This is a genomic window from Pseudomonas sp. NBRC 111140 (assembly GCF_001320885.1).
GTDB classification, from domain to species: Bacteria; Pseudomonadota; Gammaproteobacteria; order Pseudomonadales; family Pseudomonadaceae; genus Aquipseudomonas; species Aquipseudomonas putida_P.
Window position 1 is genome coordinate 1 of the sequence record NZ_BCBQ01000001.1, and the last position, 20156, is coordinate 20156.

Consider the following 20156-nt stretch of genomic DNA (forward strand, 5'->3'; position numbering starts at 1 on the left):
GGAGGCGCCCGCCTGGGCCACCACGGGATGGCCTTGCGGCGAGCGCGCGACGTTCAAGGGCCCGCGCACCTGAAAGTGCTCGCCCTGGTGGTTGAGCACGTGCAGCTTGTCGATGTCCAGCCAGGTACCGCTGGCCTTGTCCTGAACGAAGGCATCGTCGGCCCAGCTGTCCCACAGGCCGCTGACCACATCGTAGAACTCTTCGGCGCGGGCGTAGCGGTCATCGTGCTCGACATGCTCCTGGCGGTTGAAGTTTTCGCCGCCACCCAGCGAGGTCACCAGGTTCCAGCCAGCGCGGCCACCGCTGAGGTGGTCGAGCGCGGCAAACTTGCGGGCGATGTTGTAGGGCTCGTTGTAGGTGCTGCTGGCGGTGGCGATCAGGCCGATATGCCGGGTGCTGGCCGCCAGCGCCGGGGCAAGGATCAGCGGGTCCCAGCGCACGCTGTTGGGGCCGCGCTGCAAGGCCAGGTCGAGTTTGACATCGAGGGTGTCGTTGAAAAACAGCGAGTGGAAGCGCCCGGCCTCCAGCTTGCGGGCGATGTACTGGTAATGCTCGAGCTGCCTGAACGTGTCCAGCGGTGCTTCGGGCAGACGCCAGGCGCTGCCGCTGAGGGTACCGGGGATAAAGGCGCCGAGAACAAACTGGCCTTGGCTCATAAAGGTTCTCCTGGCGCCCGCCAAGCGCGGCGGGCGCACGGTCGGTGGGGTCAGAAGTTGTAGGCGATGCGCGTGTACCAGAAGCCGCCGTAAGGGTCGAACGGCGAGATCGAGCCAAATTTCGGGAAGCCGTTGATGTCGCCCGCGGGGTAGCCGTTGTTGTCGGCGCGTACGTCGAACAGGTTGTTGGCACCTACGGCGATGTCGAAGTTGTCGGTCAGGGCATAGGCCACTTCCAGGTCAGTGAGCCATTTCGCGCCGTAGGTCACGTCATAGTCAGGGTTGGCGTCACGGGCGATGACCTTGTCGTAGCGGGTCAGTGCAGCATTGATGGTGAAACGTTCGATCTGCCAGTTGGCGCTGAGGATCAATTTGGTCTTGGGGTTGGCAACGGTCAGGTAGCCCTGTGCCACGCGGTCGAACAGTTCCAGGTTATTGCCCGCAGCCCGCAACGATGCCGGCGTCTCCTTGATGTCGTCGATCTCGGTCTTGTTGTAGTTGAAACCCACGCCGTACTTGGCCCGGCCATAGCGGCCGTAGTCGACGCGGTAGTCGGCCACCAGGTCGACCCCGCGGGTGGTGGTGTCGGCGGCGTTGGTGAAGTACTTGACCCGGTATCCGGGCCTGTAGCCGTTGTCGAGCAGTACCTGGTCGACGCCGTTGCCATAGAGGAAGCCGGTGAGGGCAATGCGATCGCGGATTTCGATCTGGTAGGCATCCAGGGTCAGGCTGGCCTGGGGCAGAGGCTGCCAGGTAAAGCCGATGCTGATGTTGCGCGATTTCTCCGGGCTAAGGTCTTCAGCCCCCAGTGCCTGGGCCAGTGGCGAATCGACACGCACGGTCTTGGCCTCGACGAACTGCGCCACGCCATTGACGAGGGTGTACTGGTTGGACGTCTGGGCGTAGACCGACTGGGACAGCGATGGTGCGCGAAAGCCGTTGCTGAGGGTGCCGCGCACGGCGAAGGTGGAGGTGAAGTCGTAGCGTGCGGAAAGCTTGCCGCTGCGTGTGTTGCCGCTGCTGTCGTCGTACTTCTCGAAACGCGCGGCCACCCCCAGCCACAGTTTGTCGGTGGGGTTCAGGCCCAGGTCGAGGTAGCTGGCGTAGCTGTTGCGGCTGAGCTGGCCTTCGTCTTCGGGGGTCAGGGTGATTGCGCCCTGGGCGCCGACTGCACCCGGCTGGCCAGCCAGTGGGCCACTGGGGTAGATGTAACCGCCATTGATGTACGAAAGCGGGTCATCGGACTCGGTCTTGTAGCGCTCATGACGATGCTCCAGGCCCCACGACACCTGCAGCGGCTTGGCCAGGCCAACCTCGAAGGCGCGAGTCAGGTCGAGGTTGTTGGTCCACTGGTCGAAGTAGTTGGTGTAAGTGTCGAAGCGCGTCGGGCTGGTCGGGCCGAGCGAGGCGTTAAGGGTTTCGTCGGCACCGGCCTGGCCCTTGTCACGGCCAAAGGTAGAGCTCAGGTCCCAGTGCCATTCGCCCAGCTCGCCACGGCCGCCGGCGGCAGCCTGGTAGTCGGTTTCTTCCAGGGTATAGAAGGGCGCAGTACCGTCCGGGTAGATCTCGGGGATGATGTTGGTCGAGTTCGGGCGGCGGTAGTTTTGCCCGCCACGGGCATCGCGTTTGCTGAACGTGGAGAACGAGTAAAGAGTCAGGGCGTCATTGACGGGCAGCTCGGCGTTGTAGGACAGGTTGATGGCCTTGATCTTTGGCAGGCCATTCTTCTGCACATGGCGGTCGGCGCTGTCGTTGCGTGGGTCGCCGGCGAAGTACAGGTTGCCGGTGGCCTCGCGCGAGCGGGTGGCAGTCTGTACCGACTTGGCGTCCAGGGCGTAGTTGAAGAAGCCGCCGTTGTCGCCCAGGGCCAGGCCCTGGTTGAGGGTTTGCCGCAGGTTATCGCCATCGCCCTTGTAGTACTGGCCGTACTGGGTGCTGACCGAACCACCGTTGTCGCGCTGCTTGAGGATGATGTTGATCACCCCGGCGATGGCATCGGAGCCATACTGCGCCGAGGCACCATCACGCAATATCTCGACATGGTCGATGGCGCTGATGGGGATCATGTCGAGGTCGACGGGGTTGGTGCCGTAGGCGGCGGTGGAGTCGAGGTTGATCACGGCACTGTTGTGGCGGCGCTTGCCGTTGACCAGCACCAGCACGTTGGAACCGTTCAGACCGCGCAGGCTGTAGGGGCGGGCGACGCTGTCATTGGACGTACCGGAAGGGCGTTGGGAGAACGATGGCAAGGTTTTCTGCAGCGCACCGCGCAGGCTGGATTCGCCAGTCTGTTCCAACTGCTTGCTGTCGATCACGTCGATCGGTGCCGGGCTGCTGGTGACGGTACGCACATCGCTGCCCCGCGAGCCGGTGACGATCACCGTGTCGAGTGCAGCGTCAGCCTCGGCCGCCATGGCCAGCGGGGTGAGCAGGTAGCCGGCGAGCAAGGCGGGGGCCAGCGTTAAAGGGGTAAACACAGACTTCATGACTGTTCCTTGGGTTCGATTGGCAGATCAGGCCCTGGATGTGCGATCGAACGGGCTCTCATGGGTGTTGCACGCGGTGCAGGCGCAGCCCGGTCCGCGGGAGGTGCGTTGCTCCCGGGGTCGATGTGCCTTGGAGTCGTCCGGCGCGCGCCGGTGCGTTTGCCGCAGCGGGGCCTAGCCGCTGAGCAGAAGGTTGAAGCGATCGTCCCAAAAGCGACGTACCTGCAGTGGCTGGCGCAGCAGGCCGCTGTCATGGAACAGGTCGGCGATACGCTGCTGGGCCGCGATAGCGTCTTCGCTGACCGGCAGCAGGCGGCTAGGCAAGCGGCGTTGCTCGTATTGCTGCAAGTAGAGTGCGCGGGGGATACCGGTCAGGCGCTCGTTACGTTCCGCCCAGGCCTGAGGGTGCTGCTCGACCCAGGCCCACGTGGCTTTTTCGCGTTGCAGAAAATCGCGAATGGCCGCTTGCTTGCCCGGCTGCTGCAGCACCTGGGCGCTGGTAGCGATCAGGTAGTTGCTGCACGGGTAGCGGTTGGCCTCGGCCAGCACCACGCCGTTCATGCTGACCTGGGCCTGCAGTGCGCCGATGCCGCCGGCGACGAGGGCGTCGAGATGGCCGTTCTGGAATGCCACCAGGGCATCGCGGGCTGGCATTGGCCGGGCCTGGATGTCAGCGAGGGTCAGTTGCTGATCGCGCAAAAGGTTCAGCAGCAGGTAATGGGTGTCGGTGGCACGTACAAAACTCACCCGCTTGCCCTTGAGGTCGGCCAGGGTATCGATCCCCCTGCCACGCTTGACGATCACGCTGCTACGGTTCTGCTCGCCTTGATAGCTGGCAATCAATACCAGCGGGTTACCGGCAGCGCTTGCAAACAGCGGCAATACCGGGCTCATGAAGGCGTAGTCCAGGCTGTTGCCGGCGAAGGCCTCCAGTACCATGGCCCCACCAGGCACATCCACCCACTGCAGTGGATAAGGTGTAGCGGCTTGCCCGGCATCGGCGAGGAAGCTCGCCGCCTGGCCTTTGTAGCGCCACACCCGCAGGGCCTCGCTGGCGTTGGCCAGCTGTGGGCCGAGCCCCACGGCCAGGGCTGCAGCGGCGCTGCGTTGCAGCAAGGTGCGGCGGCTGATGGAGTAAGCCATGCACTGCACCTCAGTCCAGGAGGTCGGGCTGCTGCTGGACGATACGGTCCCACAGCGGCACAAAGTTCAACCAGGCGAACAGTTCGCGTTGGGCCGGGTTGCTGGCCCCTTCGAGCTGTTCCGGTACGCGCGGCTGCCCGGCAGCATAAGCGAGCAAGTGCGCGCGAGCGGTGTCGTCGGCGAGGATGAAACGCCAGGCTGCGCTTTCGACCGACTGGCCGGTGACCCACAGCCCATGGTTCTGCCAGACCAGCAGGTTATGCCCGGCGAAGGCTTCGACGAAGGCCCGGGCAACCAGGTCGCGGTCTTGCAGCAGGCCACCGCCGGCATCACGCAGGGCGTTGCGGTCGAACAACACCTGCTCGCCACGGAAGGCCGAGGCTTCGGCCGTGATCGGCTGGAACAGCTGGCCCAGCGATGACCAGACCCGGCCATGAAAGCTGTGCAGGTGGGCGATACCGATCACTTCGGGGCGTGCCTGCTGCAATTGGTAATGCAGCTCGAGCGCGCTGGTGTTGAGCAGGCCGTTGCCTTCGACGACCTGGCCTTGGCCATCCACGCGTAGCAAGTCTGAGGTACGGATTTGCGTAAATGGCACGCCCAGCGGGTTGATCCAGTAGTGGTCAGTCTCGATCGGGTCGCGGGCGGTGAAATGGCCCGCCAGGCCCACTTCGAAGCCCAGCTCGGCAAACAACCTGTACGAGGCGGCCAGGCGTTGCTTGCGGTGCAGGCGTTCGGCAGACAGGTCGCTGAAGGTAGGCGGGGCACTTAGCTGCAAGCGATGGTTCTGGTGTGGCAGGTTGGTGATGCTGTGGCGTGGGGCTACTTGGGACATGGCGCTAACTCACGGAGGAAATGATCGTTAATCCGGTCATCCGCACTGCCACTGGTGCCCCGTTTCGGGCAGCTCGCAGGTGGATGAATCGGGGCCTCCACCGTGCGAGGGGTCGGGTCTGGAAGGACTGTAACAAGGGGGTGAGTAAGGCAGAAATACTGTTTTGATCTATTTTTATTATTATTTTTCAGAATATAAAAATATGCTTGATATTTGATTGGTGCATTTTGATTGCACCGCTTGCGTGCTCATGCATGCGCGACGCCCGGTTGGCTGGGTGATTAGTTCCCAGCCCAGACCCGCTTTGGTGCATGAATGCCTCAAAATAAGTCGTCAAGCACACTTTAATATCCTCATATAGGCGCTTTAATGTTCATGTTGCACATGAATATCTAGGCTTCCCGCCCGCTTTTTCCTGGGTTGCGGCCCTGGAAAAAGCGGCCCGCATATTGCTCTTTCTGCTCCCAACTACAATCCGGAGCCCCGTGCAATGAGCTCACCCAGTGAATTCCCCCTAAGCGAAGCCCCGCAGTCCGCCCGCAAGGGCCTGCTACCGATCGCGATGGTCCTGTTCAGCTTCACCTTTTTTACCGGCACGATGTTCGCTGGCGGCAAGCTGGGCATGGCCTTCGGCTTTGTCGACATGTTGTGGGTGGCAACCCTTGGCAACAGCCTGTTGGCCTTGTATGCCGCAGCGCTGGCGTTCATCGCCTCGCGCAGCGGGCTTAACACGGTGTTGATGGGGCGCTTCTGTTTCGGTGAGGCGGGCAGCCGGCTTTCGGATTTTCTGTTGGGTTTCGCTGAACTGGGCTGGTATGCCTGGGGCACGGCCACGGTAGCCATCGTGCTGGTCAAGCTGCTGGGGTTGGCAGAGGGCTTCAGCGTACCGCTGATGGTGCTGTTCGGACTGGGCTTCAGTGTCACTGCCATCATCGGCTTCAAGGGGCTGGACGTGCTGTCGCGGGTGTCAGTGCCATTGATGTTCGTGCTGCTGTTGGTGTCCATGTACATCGCCACCCGCGATGCCGGTGGCTTTGCCGGCCTGGCCGCCGTGATACCCCACGAAACCATGACCTTTTCAGCGGCGGTGACCATGGTCTTCGGCACGTTCGCCAGTGGTGCCACCCAGGCCACCAACTGGACGCGGCTGTCACGCAGCGGCCGGGTAGCGGTGATCGCCAGCGTGGTGGCATTCCTGCTTGGCAACGGCCTGATGGTGGTGGCCGGTGCCTGGTGCGCGATGGTTTACCAGCAGGCCGATATCGTCGAGGTGATGATGCTGCAGGGCCTGTCGTTCGCGGCGGTGGTGATGCTGTGCTTGAACCTGTGGACCATCCAGGGGCCGACTATCTATAACGTGTCGGCCGCCGCCTGCCACCTGCTACGCAGCGAGCGCCGCCGCACGGCAACACTGGTGGCAGCCGGGGTTGGCATCGTGCTGGCGATTGGCGGCATGTATGAAATGCTGATCCCGTTCCTGGTACTGCTGGGCTCGATCATTCCGCCGGTGGGCGGGGTGATCATGGCCGACTTCTGGTATCGCCACCGTGGCAAGTACCCGGCACTGAGCACGGTAAGCCTGCCACGCTACAACCTGACGGGCCTGTTTGCCTATGCCGTGGGTGCGGTACTGGCCTACGCCTCGCCTTGGGTCGCTCCGCTGGTGGGTATCGGCGCCTCGGCACTGTGCTATATCGTCATCCATGAGCTGGGGGCGCGCCGCCGAGCGCCTGGCCAGGCGGGCGTCGAACCGTGAGCCTGGCGCTGGACGAGATCCTGCATTTGCCCGGTCTGCACGATATGAGCGTGCGGGCCGGGGCGCGCAACCTGCAACGGCGAGTACGCTGGCCTTACGTGGCGGAAAACGAGGGTATCGCCGAATGGGTGATGGGCGGTGAGCTGGTATTCGTCACCGGCATCAACCATCCGCGCGGCGAGGCCAACCTGCTGAGCCTGGTAGAGGACGGCGAGGCCGTGGGCATTGCCGGCATGGTTATTCTCACTGGCGGCAGCTTCATCCAGAGCATCCCGGCGTCCGTTATCGCATATGCAGAGCAACTGGGCTTGCCGCTGATCGAGCAGCCCTACGCGCTGAAGATGGTGGTGGTCACCCACCTGATCGGCACGGCACTGGTGCAGATGAGCCAGGTGCGTCGCTCGCGCAACGACATCCTTGGCCAACTGCTCACAGGCGACTACCCGAGCCTGGCGATTGCAAGGCAGCGAGCAGCGCACCTGCAACTGGCGCTGGACCACCCACGGCGCCTGCTGGCTTTGCGCCTGGCGGGCGTAGATAGCTTGTTCGAGCGCCACGGGCTGGCTCACGGTGAGCGTACCTGGCAGGCTACCCGTCAGGCCCTGGAGGACCAACTCGAAGCCTGGTGCCGTCAGCGGCCAGGCAGCGTAACGGCGCAGTTACCGGGCGACCTGTTCGTGGTGCTACTGGCCGACACGCCCGACCTGGCCGAGACGTTGGCGGTGCTGTACCGGCAACTGCAGGCCGCGACGGGTGAACTGAGCCTGTACATGGGCTTGTCGAGCCTCGCCGAAGAGTGTGCGCACTACCGCCAGGCCCTCAACGAGGCGCGCCAGGCGCTGGATGTGGCGCAGCACCTGCGCCCAGCCAACGGCTTTTGCAACTTCAGCGAACTGGGCGTACTGCGCCTGCTGCAAGGTATTGTCGACCGCTCGCTGATCGACGACTTCGTCAGCCGCACCCTCGGGCCGCTGATCGCCCCTGGGCGCAAGCAGGCCAATGCCCTGGTGCATACCCTCGACGCCTTGCTCATGGAAAACGGCAATGGGCTGAAGGCCGCACAGCGCTTGGGGTTGCACCGCAACACCATCAATCAGCGCATCCAGCGCATCGAACAACTGAGCGGGCAGTCTCTCGACGACCCGCTTTTTCGCATGAATGCTTCGGTCGCCATGCTGGTATGGCGCATGAGCGAAGCCCACGGCAAGGAGTAACAGCATGAACATTATCAACGCACGCCTACGCGGCAAACCCGGCCTGTTCCGTATCGAACTGAACGGCGCGCGCATTGCCGCCATCGTGCCCCAAGCCGAGGTGGTGGCGCTCGCGGGTGTCGATGACCTGGACGCCGGGCAAAACCTGGTCGTGGCGCCCTTCGTGGAGCCGCACATCCACCTGGACGCCACACTGACTGCGGGTGAACCCAGGTGGAACATGAGCGGCACCTTGTTCGAAGGCATCGAATGCTGGGCTGAACGCAAGGAAACCAGCACCCATGACGACATCAAGACGCGCGCGAAAAAGACCATCGGCATGCTGGTCGACCACGGTATCCAGCATGTGCGCACCCATGTCGATGTAACCGACCCGAAACTCACTGCGCTCAAGGCAATGGTCGAGGTGCGTGACGAAGTGCGCGAGCAGGTCGACCTGCAGATCGTCGCCTTCCCCCAGGAAGGGATCGAGTCGTACGCCAACGGACGGGCGCTGATGACCGAAGCGGTGGCCATCGGTGCCGATGTGGTCGGCGGTATTCCGCATTTCGAGAACACCCGCGACCAGGGTGTATCGTCGGTGAAGTTCCTGATGGACCTGGCCGAGCGCACCGGCTGCCTGGTGGACGTGCACTGCGACGAAACCGACGACCCGCAATCGCGTTTCCTCGAAGTGTTGGCCGAAGAAGCCCGGGTACGCGACATGGGGGCGCGGGTTACGGCCAGCCATACCGTGGCCATGGGCTCGTATGACAATGCCTACTGCTACAAGCTGTTCCGCCTGCTCAAGTTGTCTGGCATCAACTTCGTGTCGTGCCCGACCGAGAGCATTCACCTGCAGGGGCGCTTCGACAACTACCCGAAACGCCGTGGCGTCACCCGCGTGGCCGAGATCGACCGCGCCGGGATGAACGTGTGTTTTGGCCAGGACTCCATCGTCGACCCGTGGTACCCGCTGGGCAACGGCAACATTCTGCGCATTCTCGAAGCAGGGCTGCACATCTGCCACATGCTCGGCTATGAAGACCTGCAGCGCTGCCTGGACCTGATCACCGACAACAGCGCCCGCACGCTGAACCTGGGCGAACGCTATGGCATCGAAGTGGGGCGCCCCGCAAACCTGTTGCTGCTGTCGGCGCCGGATGATTACGAGATGGTGCGCAGCCAAGGGCATGCACTGGTGTCGGTGCGCAATGGCAAGGTGCTGATGCGCCGCACGCCTGCGCGGGTCGACCGCTCGTTCTGATACGCCACTACGCCCCTATGCAACGCCCCGCAGGCCCCGTGCCTGGCGGGGCGTTTTGCTTTTGAACATACGGTTATTCGCGATCGTTTTGCCAATTTTATGCCTGACATGCGATAAGCCGTGATTATTCAACCTTAGTAATTGATTGCAGCTGCGCTTTGAAGCCGCCATAATTGGTACGTAATTACATATTACATAACACAGTACAAAATCGTAGGAGCAAGCATGGCGCGCGGCGGTATCAACAAGGTGGTAGTGCAGCAGGCCCGGCAGGCGCTGATTGCCCGGGGCGAGAACCCCAGCATCGATGCCATACGTATCGAGCTGGGCAATACCGGCTCTAAAACCACCATTCACCGCTATCTGAAGGAGTTGAACGGCCAGCAGCCGGTGGCCTCCGAAGGCGGCGCTGCGCTGAGCGATGTGCTGAGCCGCCTGGTCGGGCAACTGGCAACCCAGCTGCAGGACGAGGCCGATTTGAAGATCGAGCAGGCCGAGAGCACCTTCACCCAACAGCGGGAAACGCTTGAGGCGCAGCTGGAAGTCGCCCAGCAGGCGCTGAATGCAGCTCATCAGCAACACAAGATCGATGCAGCGGCCTTGGCCGCCGAGACAGAAAAACGGCTGTCCACGCAAAGCACGTTGCAAGCGGAACAACTGCGCAGCGCCAGCCTTAACCAGTCGCTAGGTGAATTGCAGGTGCGCCTGACCGACAAGGACGAGCAGGTCAAGTCGCTGGAAGACAAGCACCGCCATGCCCGCGATGCTCTGGAGCACTACCGCAATGCCAGCCGTGAACAGCGCGAGCAGGAACAGCGCCGCCATGAAGTGCAGCTGCAGCAGATGCAGGTGGAAATACGCCAGCTACAGCAAGGCATGATCGTCAAGCAGGACGAGCTAACCCGTCTGCACCGCGATAACGAGCGGTTGCTGGGCGAGCACCGCCAGGCCGCCAGCGAGTGCCGGGCGCAGGGCGAGTTGCTGGAACAGCGTGAAGCGCAGATCCAGGGCTTGCGCACGATCCTGGCCCAGGCCCAGGGCGCCAGCGAGGAAATGCGTCGCCAACTGGAGGAGCAAGCGCAAAACCTGGAGCACAGGCGCGATGTGTGCGCCGAGCAGGCTCGCCAGTTGCAGCGGCTCGAGGAGCGCGTGAAAGAACGGGACGAGGCGCTGGCCCAGTGCAGAGCGGCCTTGCCAGCCCCATAGGTTAATGGCCGACGCAGAGGCGCATTGCACAACGCCCTTCGAGACCGTGAGCGTGCTCACTGGCCAGAATGCCCCGGAGTCGATCGTTCAGCAGCCTTTCATGCAGCCGCTCAAACCCAAAACGGGCATAAAACGGCGCATTCCAGGGCACATCGACAAAGGTGGTCAAGGTCAGCTCGCGCACACCGGCGCAGCGTGCGGCATCGACCACTTGCCGCAGCAAGCGGCGCCCGACACCTTGCCCTTGGCCCTCCCGGCACACTGATATTTCATGAAGGTGCAGCGCTTGGTCCGCAAGCCTGGCGCAGGCAAAACCGACAATGCGCCCAGCCGGATCCTCAGCGACCCAACTACCACCTTCCTCGACGAAAGCCCTGTGTGCAGCGCAGTCCATCACATCACCTTGCGCCAGCCAGGCCAGTGCCGGCCAGCCGACAAAAGCCTGGGCTGCCGATCGCTCGACGCCTGGCAGCCGTTGAATGTCGCGCTCAAGGGTAGGGCGGATAAGCATGAATCACTCCTGTCGTTCTAATCAGCCGCCAACACCTGCGGCTGTAATTGCCAGCGCACCGAGCTTACACCTTTCTCCAGGCTGACCCGGCTGACCAGCCGCTCCAGCTGCGCCGGCGCCTGCGTGGTGCCCAGCAGTTCGGCACGTACTTCCAGGCGTGCAGGGTTGTCCAGGTCTGCGCTCTGCAGTGACTGCAGCCGCAGTTGCGGGTCGCCCAGGCTATGCAGCATCAGGCTGCGCACCTGAATCTCGTCCTCGGCGCGGCAGACGATACGTACTTCGAAGTGCTGCTCCACCTCGCTGGCCGGCACCACGTCCTGACGGTCCAGGCGCTGGGCGATGTCGCGCAGCAGGATATTGGCGCACAGCACCACCAGGCTACCCAGCGCAGCCTCCAACAGCAGCCCAAGGCTGCACAGCACGCCGACTGCAGCCGTGCACCACAAGGTGGCTGCGGTGTTCAGGCCACGCACGTTGAAACCGTCGCGCATGATCACGCCGCCACCCAGAAAGCCGATGCCCGACACGACATAGGCGGCCACGCGCGACGCATCGGCAGGCGCCATGCCTGGCACTGCCTGGGTCATCAGCACGAACAGGCAGGCACCGGTACTGACCAGTGCATTGGTGCGCAGCCCGGTCAGGCGTTGGCGCAATTGCCGTTCGGCACCGATCAACGCCCCCAGCAGCAGGGCAATGGCAACGCGCAGTAAAAATACTTTCCAATCCATAGCAAACCTCTTCCGCAGGCAAACGCCCGCATGAACGCCATCAGTTGGCGCGGTTGAAAAACCAGAAAAATGCGCAGGACCACGAGGAGGGAAGGAGGTGCGGGGTTACAAGAAACCACCGTCTTGCCAGAGCGGCCAGACAGTGCAGGACACTGCCGGGCTAGCGCGCCACATGGGCCTGTCGCAAGCGACTGGGGCTACTGTCCAAGGCAGGTCTCCTGTTGAGGAAGGCAAAATTGCGCCGCGGACCATACGCCGCGTGGCAGGGCAGGTCAAGGGCAAAAACATGACAATGGCTTCATCCGCGAATGGCCTGCAGCCGGTCACGCCCGCATGGAAAAATACCTGAGCAGCCGGTACCCTTGCGCCTCCCTTTGCCATCACCCGGACCGTTCCATGCTGTTCAATTTCGCCGTCCTGTTCGGCACCCTGGTGGCCATGGAGGGCGTTGGCACGCTGGCTCACAAGTACATCATGCATGGCTGGGGCTGGTGGCTGCATCGCTCGCACCATGAGCCACAACTGGGCATGCTCGAAACCAACGACCTCTACCTGGTGGCCCTGGGGCTGATTGCCACGGCGCTGGTGGCGCTCGGGAAAAGCGGTTTTGCACCGCTGCAGTGGGTAGGCGGCGGCGTGGCAGGGTACGGGGTGCTGTATGTGCTGGCCCACGACGGCTTCTTTCACCGGCATTGGCCGCACAAGCCACGGCCGGTCAACCGCTATCTGAAACGCTTGCACCGGGCGCATCGGTTGCACCATGCGGTGAAGGGGCGCACGGGGAGTGTGTCGTTCGGGTTCTTCTATGCGCCGCCCCTGAAGAGGTTGACGGCGCAGCTTCGACGCAAGCGCAGCCAGCCGTGATAAACCGACAGGGGTTCAATTCGCCGTTTCCCCTTTGGGTTGCGCCGCCACCTGCCCTCGGCTGACCCACCAGCCGAACCCAGCCGCAGTAAAGAACATGATCAGGCTGTACAACGCAGCCGGCACTGCCATGGTCGCGTTGTTCAGCAGCGACGGGCTCAATGCAAGGGCAATGGCCAAGGTCCCGTTATGGATGCCGATCTCCATGCCGATGGCAATCGCCTGGCGCTTGGGGATGTTCAGCAGCCGTGGCACCCAATAGCCCACCGTCAGGCTCAGCAGGTTGAACAGCAGCGCGGCCAGGCCTACCACCGGTGCGTACTCGACCACGGTCTGCCAGTCCTTGGCCAATGCCAAGACGATGGTGAAGGCCAGGAACAGCGCCGCTACCAGTTTCATCGGCTTTTCCATGCGCGCGGCGAATGCCGGGGCAAAATGGCGAATCAGCATGCCCAGCGCCACCGGCAGCAAGACAATGGCAAACACCTGCATGACCTTGGCGAACTGCAATGGGATAGCCTGGTCCGAAGCCATGAACCAGCTCAGCGACAGGTTCACCAGCAACGGCATGGTCAGGATCGCAATCAGCGAGTTGACCGCCGTCAGGGTAATATTCAACGCCACGTCACCATGAGCCAGGTGGCTGAACAGGTTGGCCGTGGTGCCGCCTGGCGAGGCGGCCAGCAGCATCAGCCCCACTGCCAAGGCAGACTCCAGACCAAAGCCGTTGGCGATCAGGAAGCACACCAGCGGCAGCAGCAGGATCTGACAGGCCAGGCCTACCACCACCGGCTTGGGGTACTTCACCACGCGAGCGAAATCAGCCAGGGTGAGCGACAACCCCAGGCCGAGCATGATGATGCCCAGGGCAAGCGGCAGAAAGGCTGTGAGCAAGGGCGAGGCGGTCATGGGCGGTCTCTCGGGCGAAGGATCTCGAGCAGTGTAGGCCGGCCCTGATTGATAGCTAATCGCAAAGGGCCAGCACTTGGTAACCGTTTGTTACCAAGCGCAGCGCGTGGCGAGGCTGCATGCCGCATTGCAGCGGGCCTGTGGGCGCAGTAGCATGCCGCTTTTAACCGAGGATTAGCCTGTCATGCCGTTCCAGCAAGGTCTGCTTGCCACCCCGGTGCCGGCCCACGCCCGCCACCTGTTCTTCACCCTGCAGTCGCCCGAGGCGTTGCCTGCCGCCCTGGATGCCTTGCTGCCACAGGTCGATGGTGAACAGCTTCTGCTCGGTATTGGCGCCCCGCTGGTCAAGGCCATGGGCCGTGATGTGCCAGGCTTGCGCGCCTTCCCGCTGCTGGATGCCGCCGTGGAGAACCCCAGCACCCAACACGCCCTGTGGCTGTGGTTGCGTGGCAACGAACGTGGCGACCTGCTGTTGCGTGCCCAGGCGCTCGAGCAGGCGCTGGCACCGGCATTGCGCCTGGCCGACAGCGTTGATGGTTTCCTGCACCGTGGCGGCCACGACCTGACCGGTTACGAAGACGGCACCGAAAACCCGGTGGACGAAGCTGCCGTACAAGCGGCCATTGCCGCCGATGGTTCCAGCTATGCCGCGTTCCAGCTGTGGAAGCACGACCTGGAGTATTTCAAGTCGCTGCCCCAAGCTGATCAGGACAACATCATCGGTCGCCGCCTGAGCGACAACGAGGAACTCGACGATGCACCCGAGTCCGCACACGTCAAACGTACGGCTCAGGAAAGTTTCGAACCCGAGGCGTTCATGGTCCGTCGCTCGGTGGCCTGGGCCGACCAGCGCGGCGCCGGCCTGGCCTTCGTCGCCCTGGGCCAAAGCTTCGATGCGTTCGAAGTACAGCTGCGACGCATGAGCGGCCTGGAAGACGGCATTATCGACGGTCTCTACCGCTTCAGCCGGCCACTCACAGGCGGCTACTACTGGTGCCCGCCGATGGCTGAGACGGGTGTCGACCTGAGCCAACTGCTGCGGGCCTGATCACTAAACATCCAGATACAGAAACACCCGCTGGCGTGGGTTAGAGCGGCTAGCCTTGAAAGTTTCCGATTCATGACGGGAGCTTTTTCATGTACGCACGTCGTGATGTCCTACGCACAGGTGCCACGTTGGGCTTGCTGACCGTCGTCAGCCCCTGGCTGCATGCTGCCACCTCGGTGGGCTTGCTGGCTCGCAAAGTGCCGTCCACCGGTGAAGCCTTACCGGTGATCGGCGCGGGCACTTCCGGCAGCTTCGAGGTGGAGGCTGGCTCGGCTCAGTACCAGCAGCTCAAAGCGGTGCTCAAGGCGTTTTTCGACGGTGGCGGGCGGGTGATCGATACCTCGCCCAACTATGGCGGCGCCGACAGCATTCTTGGCCAATTGCTGGAGGAGGGCGGCTGGCACCGGCAATGCTTCATCGCTACCAAGATCGCCGCCGACAACCGGGCTGACGCCGAAAGGCAGTGGGCCGGCAGCCTCAGAAGCCTGCGCACCGACAAGGTCGACTTGCTGCAGATCCACAACCTGCGCGACTGGCAGACCCAACTGCCCTATGCCCGTGAGCTGAAGCAGCAAGGCAAAACGCGTTACGTCGGCATCACCCATTACCTGAACAGTGGCCAGGACGAAGTCGCGCGAATAGTGCGTAGCGAGCCGCTGGACTTTATCCAGATCAACTATTCGGTCAACGCCCCCGACGCCGCCCGTGAGCTGCTGCCGCTGTGCCAGGACAAGGGCGTTGCCGTATTGATCAACCGTGCCTTCGACGATGGCCGCCTGTTCGCCCGGGTCAAGGACCAGGCCTTGCCGGGCTGGGCCGCTGAAGCGGGCATCGGCAGCTGGGCGCAGTTGTTTTTGAAGTTCGCCATCAGCCACCCGGCAGTGACCACGGTCATCCCCGCCACCGGCCGGCCCGACCGCCAGCTTGACCAGCTCAAGGCCGGGCATGACCCCATGCTCACTCACGCGCAGCAACAGGCGCTGATCAAGCAGTTCGCCTGACACCATGGAGGCGTGGCGGCGGCGTCTGGACCAAGGGCTGAACATCCAGCCCGGCGAAGGGCCGGCGGTCATCGCCGGCTTGCTGTTGTTCTACCTGTTGTTCACCGGTTACTTCATGCTGCGCCCAGTGCGCGAAACCATGGGGGTTGCCGGTGGCGTGGACAACCTGCAATGGCTGTTCACCGGCACCTTCATCGCTACCCTGGCGTGCCTGCCGCTATTCGGTTGGTTGGCCTCCAAGGTGCAACGCAGGCATATCCTGCCCTGGGCCTACGGTTTCTTCGCCAGCAACCTGCTACTGTTCGCGGCACTGTTTGCCGGCAATCCAGACGACCTGTGGACTGCCCGAGCCTTCTACATTTGGCTATCAGTGTTCAACTTGCTGACGATCTCGCTGGCCTGGAGCGTGCTCGCCGACTTGTTTTCAATCGCGCAAGGCAAGCGCTTGTTCGGCCTGCTGGCGGCCGGAGCAAGCCTGGGTGGGCTTAGCGGCCCCCTGTTCGGCGCCTTGTTGGTCGCACCGCTGGGCCATGCCGGTTTGTTGGTGCTGGCCGCGGCATTTCTGATAGGCAGTATCGTCGCGGCCTTGTTCCTGCAACGCTGGCGGGCGCGCCAACCGCTGCCGGCGCAAACAGAACGTCTGGCCTCGCGCCCATTAGGCGGCAACCCGTTTGCCGGCGCCACCGCCGTGCTCCGTTCGCCGTACCTGTTGGGTATCGCGTTATTCGTGGTGCTGCTGGCCAGCGTCAGCACCTTTCTGTACTTCGAACAGGCGCGCATCGTCAGTGAAACCTTTACCGACCGCACCCGGCAAACCCAGGTTTTCGGCCTGATCGACACCGTTGTGCAGGCGCTGGCCATCCTCACCCAGGTGTTCATTACCGGGCGCCTGGCTCGTCGGCTAGGCGTTGGGGTGTTGCTGGTGGCAGTGCCGGTGGTGATGGCAGCAGGCTTTCTGTGGTTGGCACTGGCGCCGGTGTTCGCCGTGTTCGTTGTAGTGATGGTGGTGCGCCGTGCCGGCGAGTATGCGCTGGTGCGGCCAGGTCGCGAGATGCTGTTCACCGTGCTGCCCGCCGAGGACAAGTACAAGGCCAAGAACTTCATCGACACCGTGGTCTATCGTGGCGGCGATGCCCTGAGCGGCTGGGTCAAGCGTGCGCTGGACGTCATCGGCGAGCACCCGCAACTGGCGATGTTGATCGGCGCGCTGATTGCCCTGAGCTGGGCAGCGACAGGTGGCTGGCTGGGTCGCCACCAGGCTCGTATGGATAGCCCGCCGCGCGACTGACAGGCGCGCCAAATATGGCGTTGCCGCTTATTTAACGCCACCGGTCCGAACCCTTCGCAATAAAACGAATCCCGCGATATCGCCGAACTCCGAACCTGTGTACGGCAGCTTGCCGTGCATTCCGAAGTCACATGAGGTTTGAGCACCATGGCCACTAAAGACAACAGCCGTACCGGCAATCAACAAGGCAGCCAGGGCGGTAACAAGAACCCAGGTAATTTCGCCAATGACCGAGAAAAGGCTTCTGAAGCCGGACGCAAGGGCGGCCAGTCTTCGGGCAGCAACATGCCGCACGATCGCGAGTCGGGTCGCAAGGGCGGCCGCTCGTAATTGACCGACGCAGTGCCGGGGCGACCTGGCACTGCAATCAGCGAAAAGGGCGGCACTCAGCACCGCCAGGCTTGCAATTAGCCGGGGTTGACCGACAATGGCCGCGCCCCTTGCAGCCACGCGGAAACACCTGCTCAATGATGCTGATCAAGCAATTCCCCGACATTTCCCTGAATGACACGCTGTTCGTTTTCGCCCTCGAGGCCGAGGCTGGCGATGTGTTCAACGAGGTGAACACCGTGTTCACTGGCATTGGCAAGGTCAATGCGGCTATTGCGCTCACCAAAGCGATCGCAACGCGCAAGCCCAAGCTTATCGTCAACCTTGGCTCAGCTGGCAGCCAGCGCCATGGCAAGGGCCAGGTGGTGTGCTGTAACCGCTTCGTGCAACGCGACATGGACGTGACCCCACTGGGCTTTGCCCGCTACGAAACACCCTTGTCGGATATCCCGGTAGTACTGGAGCATGGGGCAGTGATCCCCGGCCTGGCCCTGGAAGCCTGTGGCAGCGGTGACAGCTTCGAAATCAACCACGGCGATGCACCTTACGACGTGGTCGATATGGAAGCCTATGTGCTGGCGTTGATCGCGCGTGACGAAGGCATTCCGTTTGTTTGTCTGAAGTATGTTTCCGACGATGCCGGCAGCGATGCGGCGGGGGATTGGTCGGTGCAGGTGCACCTCGCGGCCGAGGCGTTCAAGCGGGTCCTGTTCAGCCAGGCTTGACTGCTGGTCGGTGCCCGCGCCCGCCGAGAAACCATTGACGCCCGCCGCAGTCACTTCTGGTATCGGCAGGCAATCTTCGGAGCACTTCATGGCTCGGGCAATCTGGAAAGGCGCCATCAGTTTTGGCCTCGTGCACATCCCCGTGGCACTCCATACCGCCGTGCGTACCGAGCGGGTGGATTTCGACTGGCTCGACAAGCGCAGCATGGAGCCTGTGGGCTATAAGCGGGTGAACAAGGTGACCGGCAAGGAAATCGACAAGGACAACATCGTCAAGGGCGTCGAATTCGAGAAGGGCCGCTACGTGGTAATCAGCGAGGAAGAGATCCGCAAGGCTCGGCCCGAAGCGACCCAGACCATCGATATCTTTTCCTTCGTCGAAGCTGGCGAGATCCCACTGCAGCATTTCGATACGCCGTACTACCTAACCCCAGACCGCCGTGGTGGCAAGGTGTATGCCTTGCTGCGCGAGACGCTTCAGAAGACCGGCAAGGTGGCACTGGCCACCGTGGTTCTGCATACCCGCCAGCATCTGGCGCTGCTGCGCCCCCTGGACGACGCGCTGGTGATGATTACCCTGCGCTGGCCCGAAGAAGTACGCGGGCTGGAGACGCTGGAACTGGACAGCAGCGTGACGGACAACAAGGTGGAAAAGCGCGAGCTGGACATGGCCAAGCGTCTGGTGGAGGACATGAGCGAGCCTTGGAAGCCCGAGGCGTATCACGATGCCTTCCGCCAGACCATCTTGGACCTGGTGGAAGAGAAGGCCAGCAAGGGCAAGATCGAGTCTGTGGTGAACGGCGACGCTGCGAGTGCTGGAAAGGGTGCGGACATCCTCGACCTTACCGAACTGCTCAAGCGCAGCCTGGCAGGCAAGAAGCCGGCGAAGAAAGCGCGCAAGGCGTCATGAGGTTTTAACCGGAGGGCTGTCGGGGGCGCTTTGCGAGGCCTGTGCCTGCAACCTCGCCAGATAATCACCAAACCCTTCGCGGGCGCGGCTGTCAAGCCGGCTGCTGGTGGCCACGCTGTGCCTGGCGGTCCAGACGATCTGTGCGCCGCAGGCCTGAAGGTCACTGACCAGTTGCACATCTTCATGCGCCGCCAACGGTTTGAAGCCGCCCACCCGCGCGTAGGCATCGGAACATACCCCCAGATTCGCGCCGTGCACATGCCGGTGGCCTTCGCGCGCTTCATAGCGGCTCTGGTACACCTTGCGCAGGGCGGCTGTGTGCCAGGGTTGCCAGTAGTCGATGTGCACCGTGCCGCACACCACATCGGCGCTGCAGGCCAGCTGCGACATCAGCCAGTGTGCCGGTACCCGGCTATCTGCATCGGTGCAGGCCAACCACTGCGCGCCGCGTTCGAGCATGTGCGCCGCACCCACCCGGCGCGCCATGCCGACATTCCCGGCATCCACCATCAAGGCCTGGACACCGAAACGCCTTGCCACCGCAGCGCTTGCGTCACTGCAGCGGTCGAGTACCACCAGCACCTCCACGCGGTACCCCGCCTGCTGCGCCTGCTGGGCAGCGACCAGCACCGCCCGCAGGCAGCGTCCCAGCCGGCGCGCTTCGTTATGCGCAGGGATGACCACGGCAATCATGGGCAGGTCTCGTCGAGGTCGACCACGCTGGGCTGGCAGGACCAGTATTCCAGCACGAAGTCCGCCTCTTCATGCTGGAACTGCTGATACAGCGGCAGGTGCCGGGCGAGCATGCGGTGCACTTCACGGCCATCCTGCGGGCAACCGACGATGGGATGCTTCCAGTGGCACGCCAGCAGCCCACCGTCGTAGGTCAGGCTGGCCGCTGATTGCTCGATCACATGCAGCCAGTCGGTGGAGTCGAGGTAGTAGCCCACTTCGCTGAGCACGATCAGGTCAAAGCGCCCGCTCGGCCAGTGCGTAGGTAACCGGGCCAGTTCCACCGAGGCATTGGGTACCTGTGCAAGCCGCACGCGGGCCAGGTTCACAGCGGTCGGGTCCAGGTCCTGGCAGAGCAGGTCGGCGCAGCGTTCGGCCAGCAGCGCACTGAGCTCGCCATTGGCACAGGCTGGCTCGAACACTCGCTGATAGCACTGCCGAGGCAGGCTGGCCATGACCAACTCGCGCTTGCGTTTCTCGTACCAGCGAGTGCGGAAGGCCCAAGGGTCTTCGTTGGTGGCGTAAAGCTCGGCGAAATACTGCGAATCGAGGCTCATGAAGGCT

At 63.0% G+C, this 20156-nt stretch carries 19 protein-coding genes and 1 pseudogene; 11 read left to right on the forward strand and 9 right to left on the reverse strand.

The window, feature by feature from the left end; all coding sequences use genetic code 11:
- The 4 genes from APH42_RS00005 to APH42_RS00020 all read right to left on the reverse strand — a co-directional run.
- Positions 1–657, reverse strand: a 657-nt coding sequence (locus APH42_RS00005) for an NtaA/DmoA family FMN-dependent monooxygenase (RefSeq protein ID WP_156352686.1), incomplete at its 3' end; no start/stop codon positions are given.
- A 50-nt stretch (positions 658–707) separates the two neighbouring features.
- Positions 708–3143, reverse strand: a complete 2436-nt coding sequence (locus APH42_RS00010) for a TonB-dependent siderophore receptor (RefSeq protein WP_060492358.1) — start codon at positions 3141–3143, stop codon at positions 708–710.
- A gap of 174 nt (positions 3144–3317) precedes the next feature.
- The gene (locus APH42_RS00015) at positions 3318–4286 is read right to left on the reverse strand and encodes an ABC transporter substrate-binding protein (RefSeq protein WP_012272293.1); all 969 of its coding nucleotides are present in this window, start codon (positions 4284–4286) and stop codon (positions 3318–3320) included.
- A gap of 10 nt (positions 4287–4296) precedes the next feature.
- Positions 4297–5121, reverse strand: coding sequence for a class II aldolase/adducin family protein (locus APH42_RS00020; RefSeq protein ID WP_060492359.1), 825 nt, complete (start codon positions 5119–5121; stop codon positions 4297–4299).
- 490 nt (positions 5122–5611) lie between these two features.
- Between APH42_RS00020 and codB the strand changes: the two genes are divergently transcribed.
- From codB to APH42_RS00040, 4 genes are all read left to right on the forward strand, one after another.
- Complete coding sequence (gene codB, locus APH42_RS00025; RefSeq protein WP_060492360.1) at positions 5612–6877, forward strand: cytosine permease; 1266 nt, start codon at positions 5612–5614, stop codon at positions 6875–6877.
- Positions 6874–8091, forward strand: coding sequence for a PucR family transcriptional regulator (locus tag APH42_RS00030; RefSeq protein WP_060492361.1), 1218 nt, complete (start codon positions 6874–6876; stop codon positions 8089–8091). The genes codB and APH42_RS00030 overlap by 4 nt, the downstream gene beginning before the upstream one ends.
- A gap of 4 nt (positions 8092–8095) precedes the next feature.
- A complete protein-coding gene (gene codA, locus APH42_RS00035; RefSeq protein ID WP_060492362.1) occupies positions 8096–9337 on the forward strand; it encodes a cytosine deaminase in 1242 nt (413 codons plus the stop codon).
- Between the two features lie 225 nt (positions 9338–9562).
- The gene (locus APH42_RS00040; RefSeq protein ID WP_060492363.1) at positions 9563–10543 is read left to right on the forward strand and encodes a DNA-binding protein; all 981 of its coding nucleotides are present in this window, start codon (positions 9563–9565) and stop codon (positions 10541–10543) included.
- Position 10544: 1 nt separating this feature from the next.
- Here APH42_RS00040 and APH42_RS00045 read toward each other — a convergent pair whose 3' ends face one another.
- Both APH42_RS00045 and APH42_RS00050 read right to left on the reverse strand, forming a co-directional pair.
- A complete protein-coding gene (locus APH42_RS00045) occupies positions 10545–11054 on the reverse strand; it encodes a GNAT family N-acetyltransferase (protein ID WP_060492364.1) in 510 nt (169 codons plus the stop codon).
- Positions 11055–11071: 17 nt separating this feature from the next.
- Positions 11072–11785: an MgtC/SapB family protein gene (locus APH42_RS00050; protein ID WP_012272287.1), complete on the reverse strand. Its 714-nt coding sequence runs from the start codon at positions 11783–11785 to the stop codon at positions 11072–11074.
- Between the two features lie 396 nt (positions 11786–12181).
- On the opposite strand from APH42_RS00050, the gene APH42_RS00055 reads away from it, so the two are divergent.
- On the forward strand, positions 12182–12649 hold the full coding sequence (locus tag APH42_RS00055) for a sterol desaturase family protein (RefSeq protein ID WP_041166491.1): 468 nt from the start codon (positions 12182–12184) through the stop codon (positions 12647–12649).
- Between the two features lie 15 nt (positions 12650–12664).
- Here the strand turns inward: APH42_RS00055 and APH42_RS00060 are convergent, their stop codons facing one another.
- Entirely contained in the window at positions 12665–13558 is an 894-nt protein-coding gene (locus APH42_RS00060; protein ID WP_012272285.1) for a bile acid:sodium symporter family protein, read from the reverse strand.
- A 184-nt stretch (positions 13559–13742) separates the two neighbouring features.
- Between APH42_RS00060 and APH42_RS00065 the strand changes: the two genes are divergently transcribed.
- The 6 genes and pseudogenes from APH42_RS00065 (at position 13743) to APH42_RS00090 (ending at position 18860) form a co-directional block, all read left to right on the forward strand.
- Positions 13743–14606: a Dyp-type peroxidase gene (locus APH42_RS00065; RefSeq protein ID WP_060492365.1), complete on the forward strand. Its 864-nt coding sequence runs from the start codon at positions 13743–13745 to the stop codon at positions 14604–14606.
- Between the two features lie 89 nt (positions 14607–14695).
- On the forward strand, positions 14696–15607 hold the full coding sequence (locus APH42_RS00070) for an aldo/keto reductase (RefSeq protein ID WP_060492366.1): 912 nt from the start codon (positions 14696–14698) through the stop codon (positions 15605–15607).
- A 4-nt stretch (positions 15608–15611) separates the two neighbouring features.
- Positions 15612–16895: an NTP/NDP exchange transporter gene (locus APH42_RS00075; RefSeq protein WP_060492367.1), complete on the forward strand. Its 1284-nt coding sequence runs from the start codon at positions 15612–15614 to the stop codon at positions 16893–16895.
- A 204-nt stretch (positions 16896–17099) separates the two neighbouring features.
- Positions 17100–17225: pseudogene (locus tag APH42_RS00080) on the forward strand (general stress protein); the annotation flags it as partial.
- 137 nt (positions 17226–17362) lie between these two features.
- Positions 17363–17950 carry a nucleosidase gene (locus tag APH42_RS00085; protein ID WP_012272280.1) on the forward strand — a complete coding sequence of 196 codons (588 nt, stop codon included), beginning with the start codon at positions 17363–17365 and terminating at the stop codon, positions 17948–17950.
- An 88-nt stretch (positions 17951–18038) separates the two neighbouring features.
- Positions 18039–18860 carry a Ku protein gene (locus tag APH42_RS00090; RefSeq protein WP_060492368.1) on the forward strand — a complete coding sequence of 274 codons (822 nt, stop codon included), beginning with the start codon at positions 18039–18041 and terminating at the stop codon, positions 18858–18860.
- Here APH42_RS00090 and APH42_RS00095 read toward each other — a convergent pair.
- Both APH42_RS00095 and APH42_RS00100 read right to left on the reverse strand, forming a co-directional pair.
- Positions 18855–19553 carry a glycosyltransferase family 2 protein gene (locus APH42_RS00095; protein ID WP_060492369.1) on the reverse strand — a complete coding sequence of 233 codons (699 nt, stop codon included), beginning with the start codon at positions 19551–19553 and terminating at the stop codon, positions 18855–18857. The genes APH42_RS00090 and APH42_RS00095 overlap by 6 nt on opposite strands.
- Entirely contained in the window at positions 19550–20149 is a 600-nt protein-coding gene (locus APH42_RS00100) for a bifunctional 2-polyprenyl-6-hydroxyphenol methylase/3-demethylubiquinol 3-O-methyltransferase UbiG (RefSeq protein WP_012272277.1), read from the reverse strand. Before APH42_RS00100 ends, APH42_RS00095 begins: the two co-directional genes overlap by 4 nt.
- Between the last annotated feature and the right edge of the window lie 7 nt (positions 20150–20156).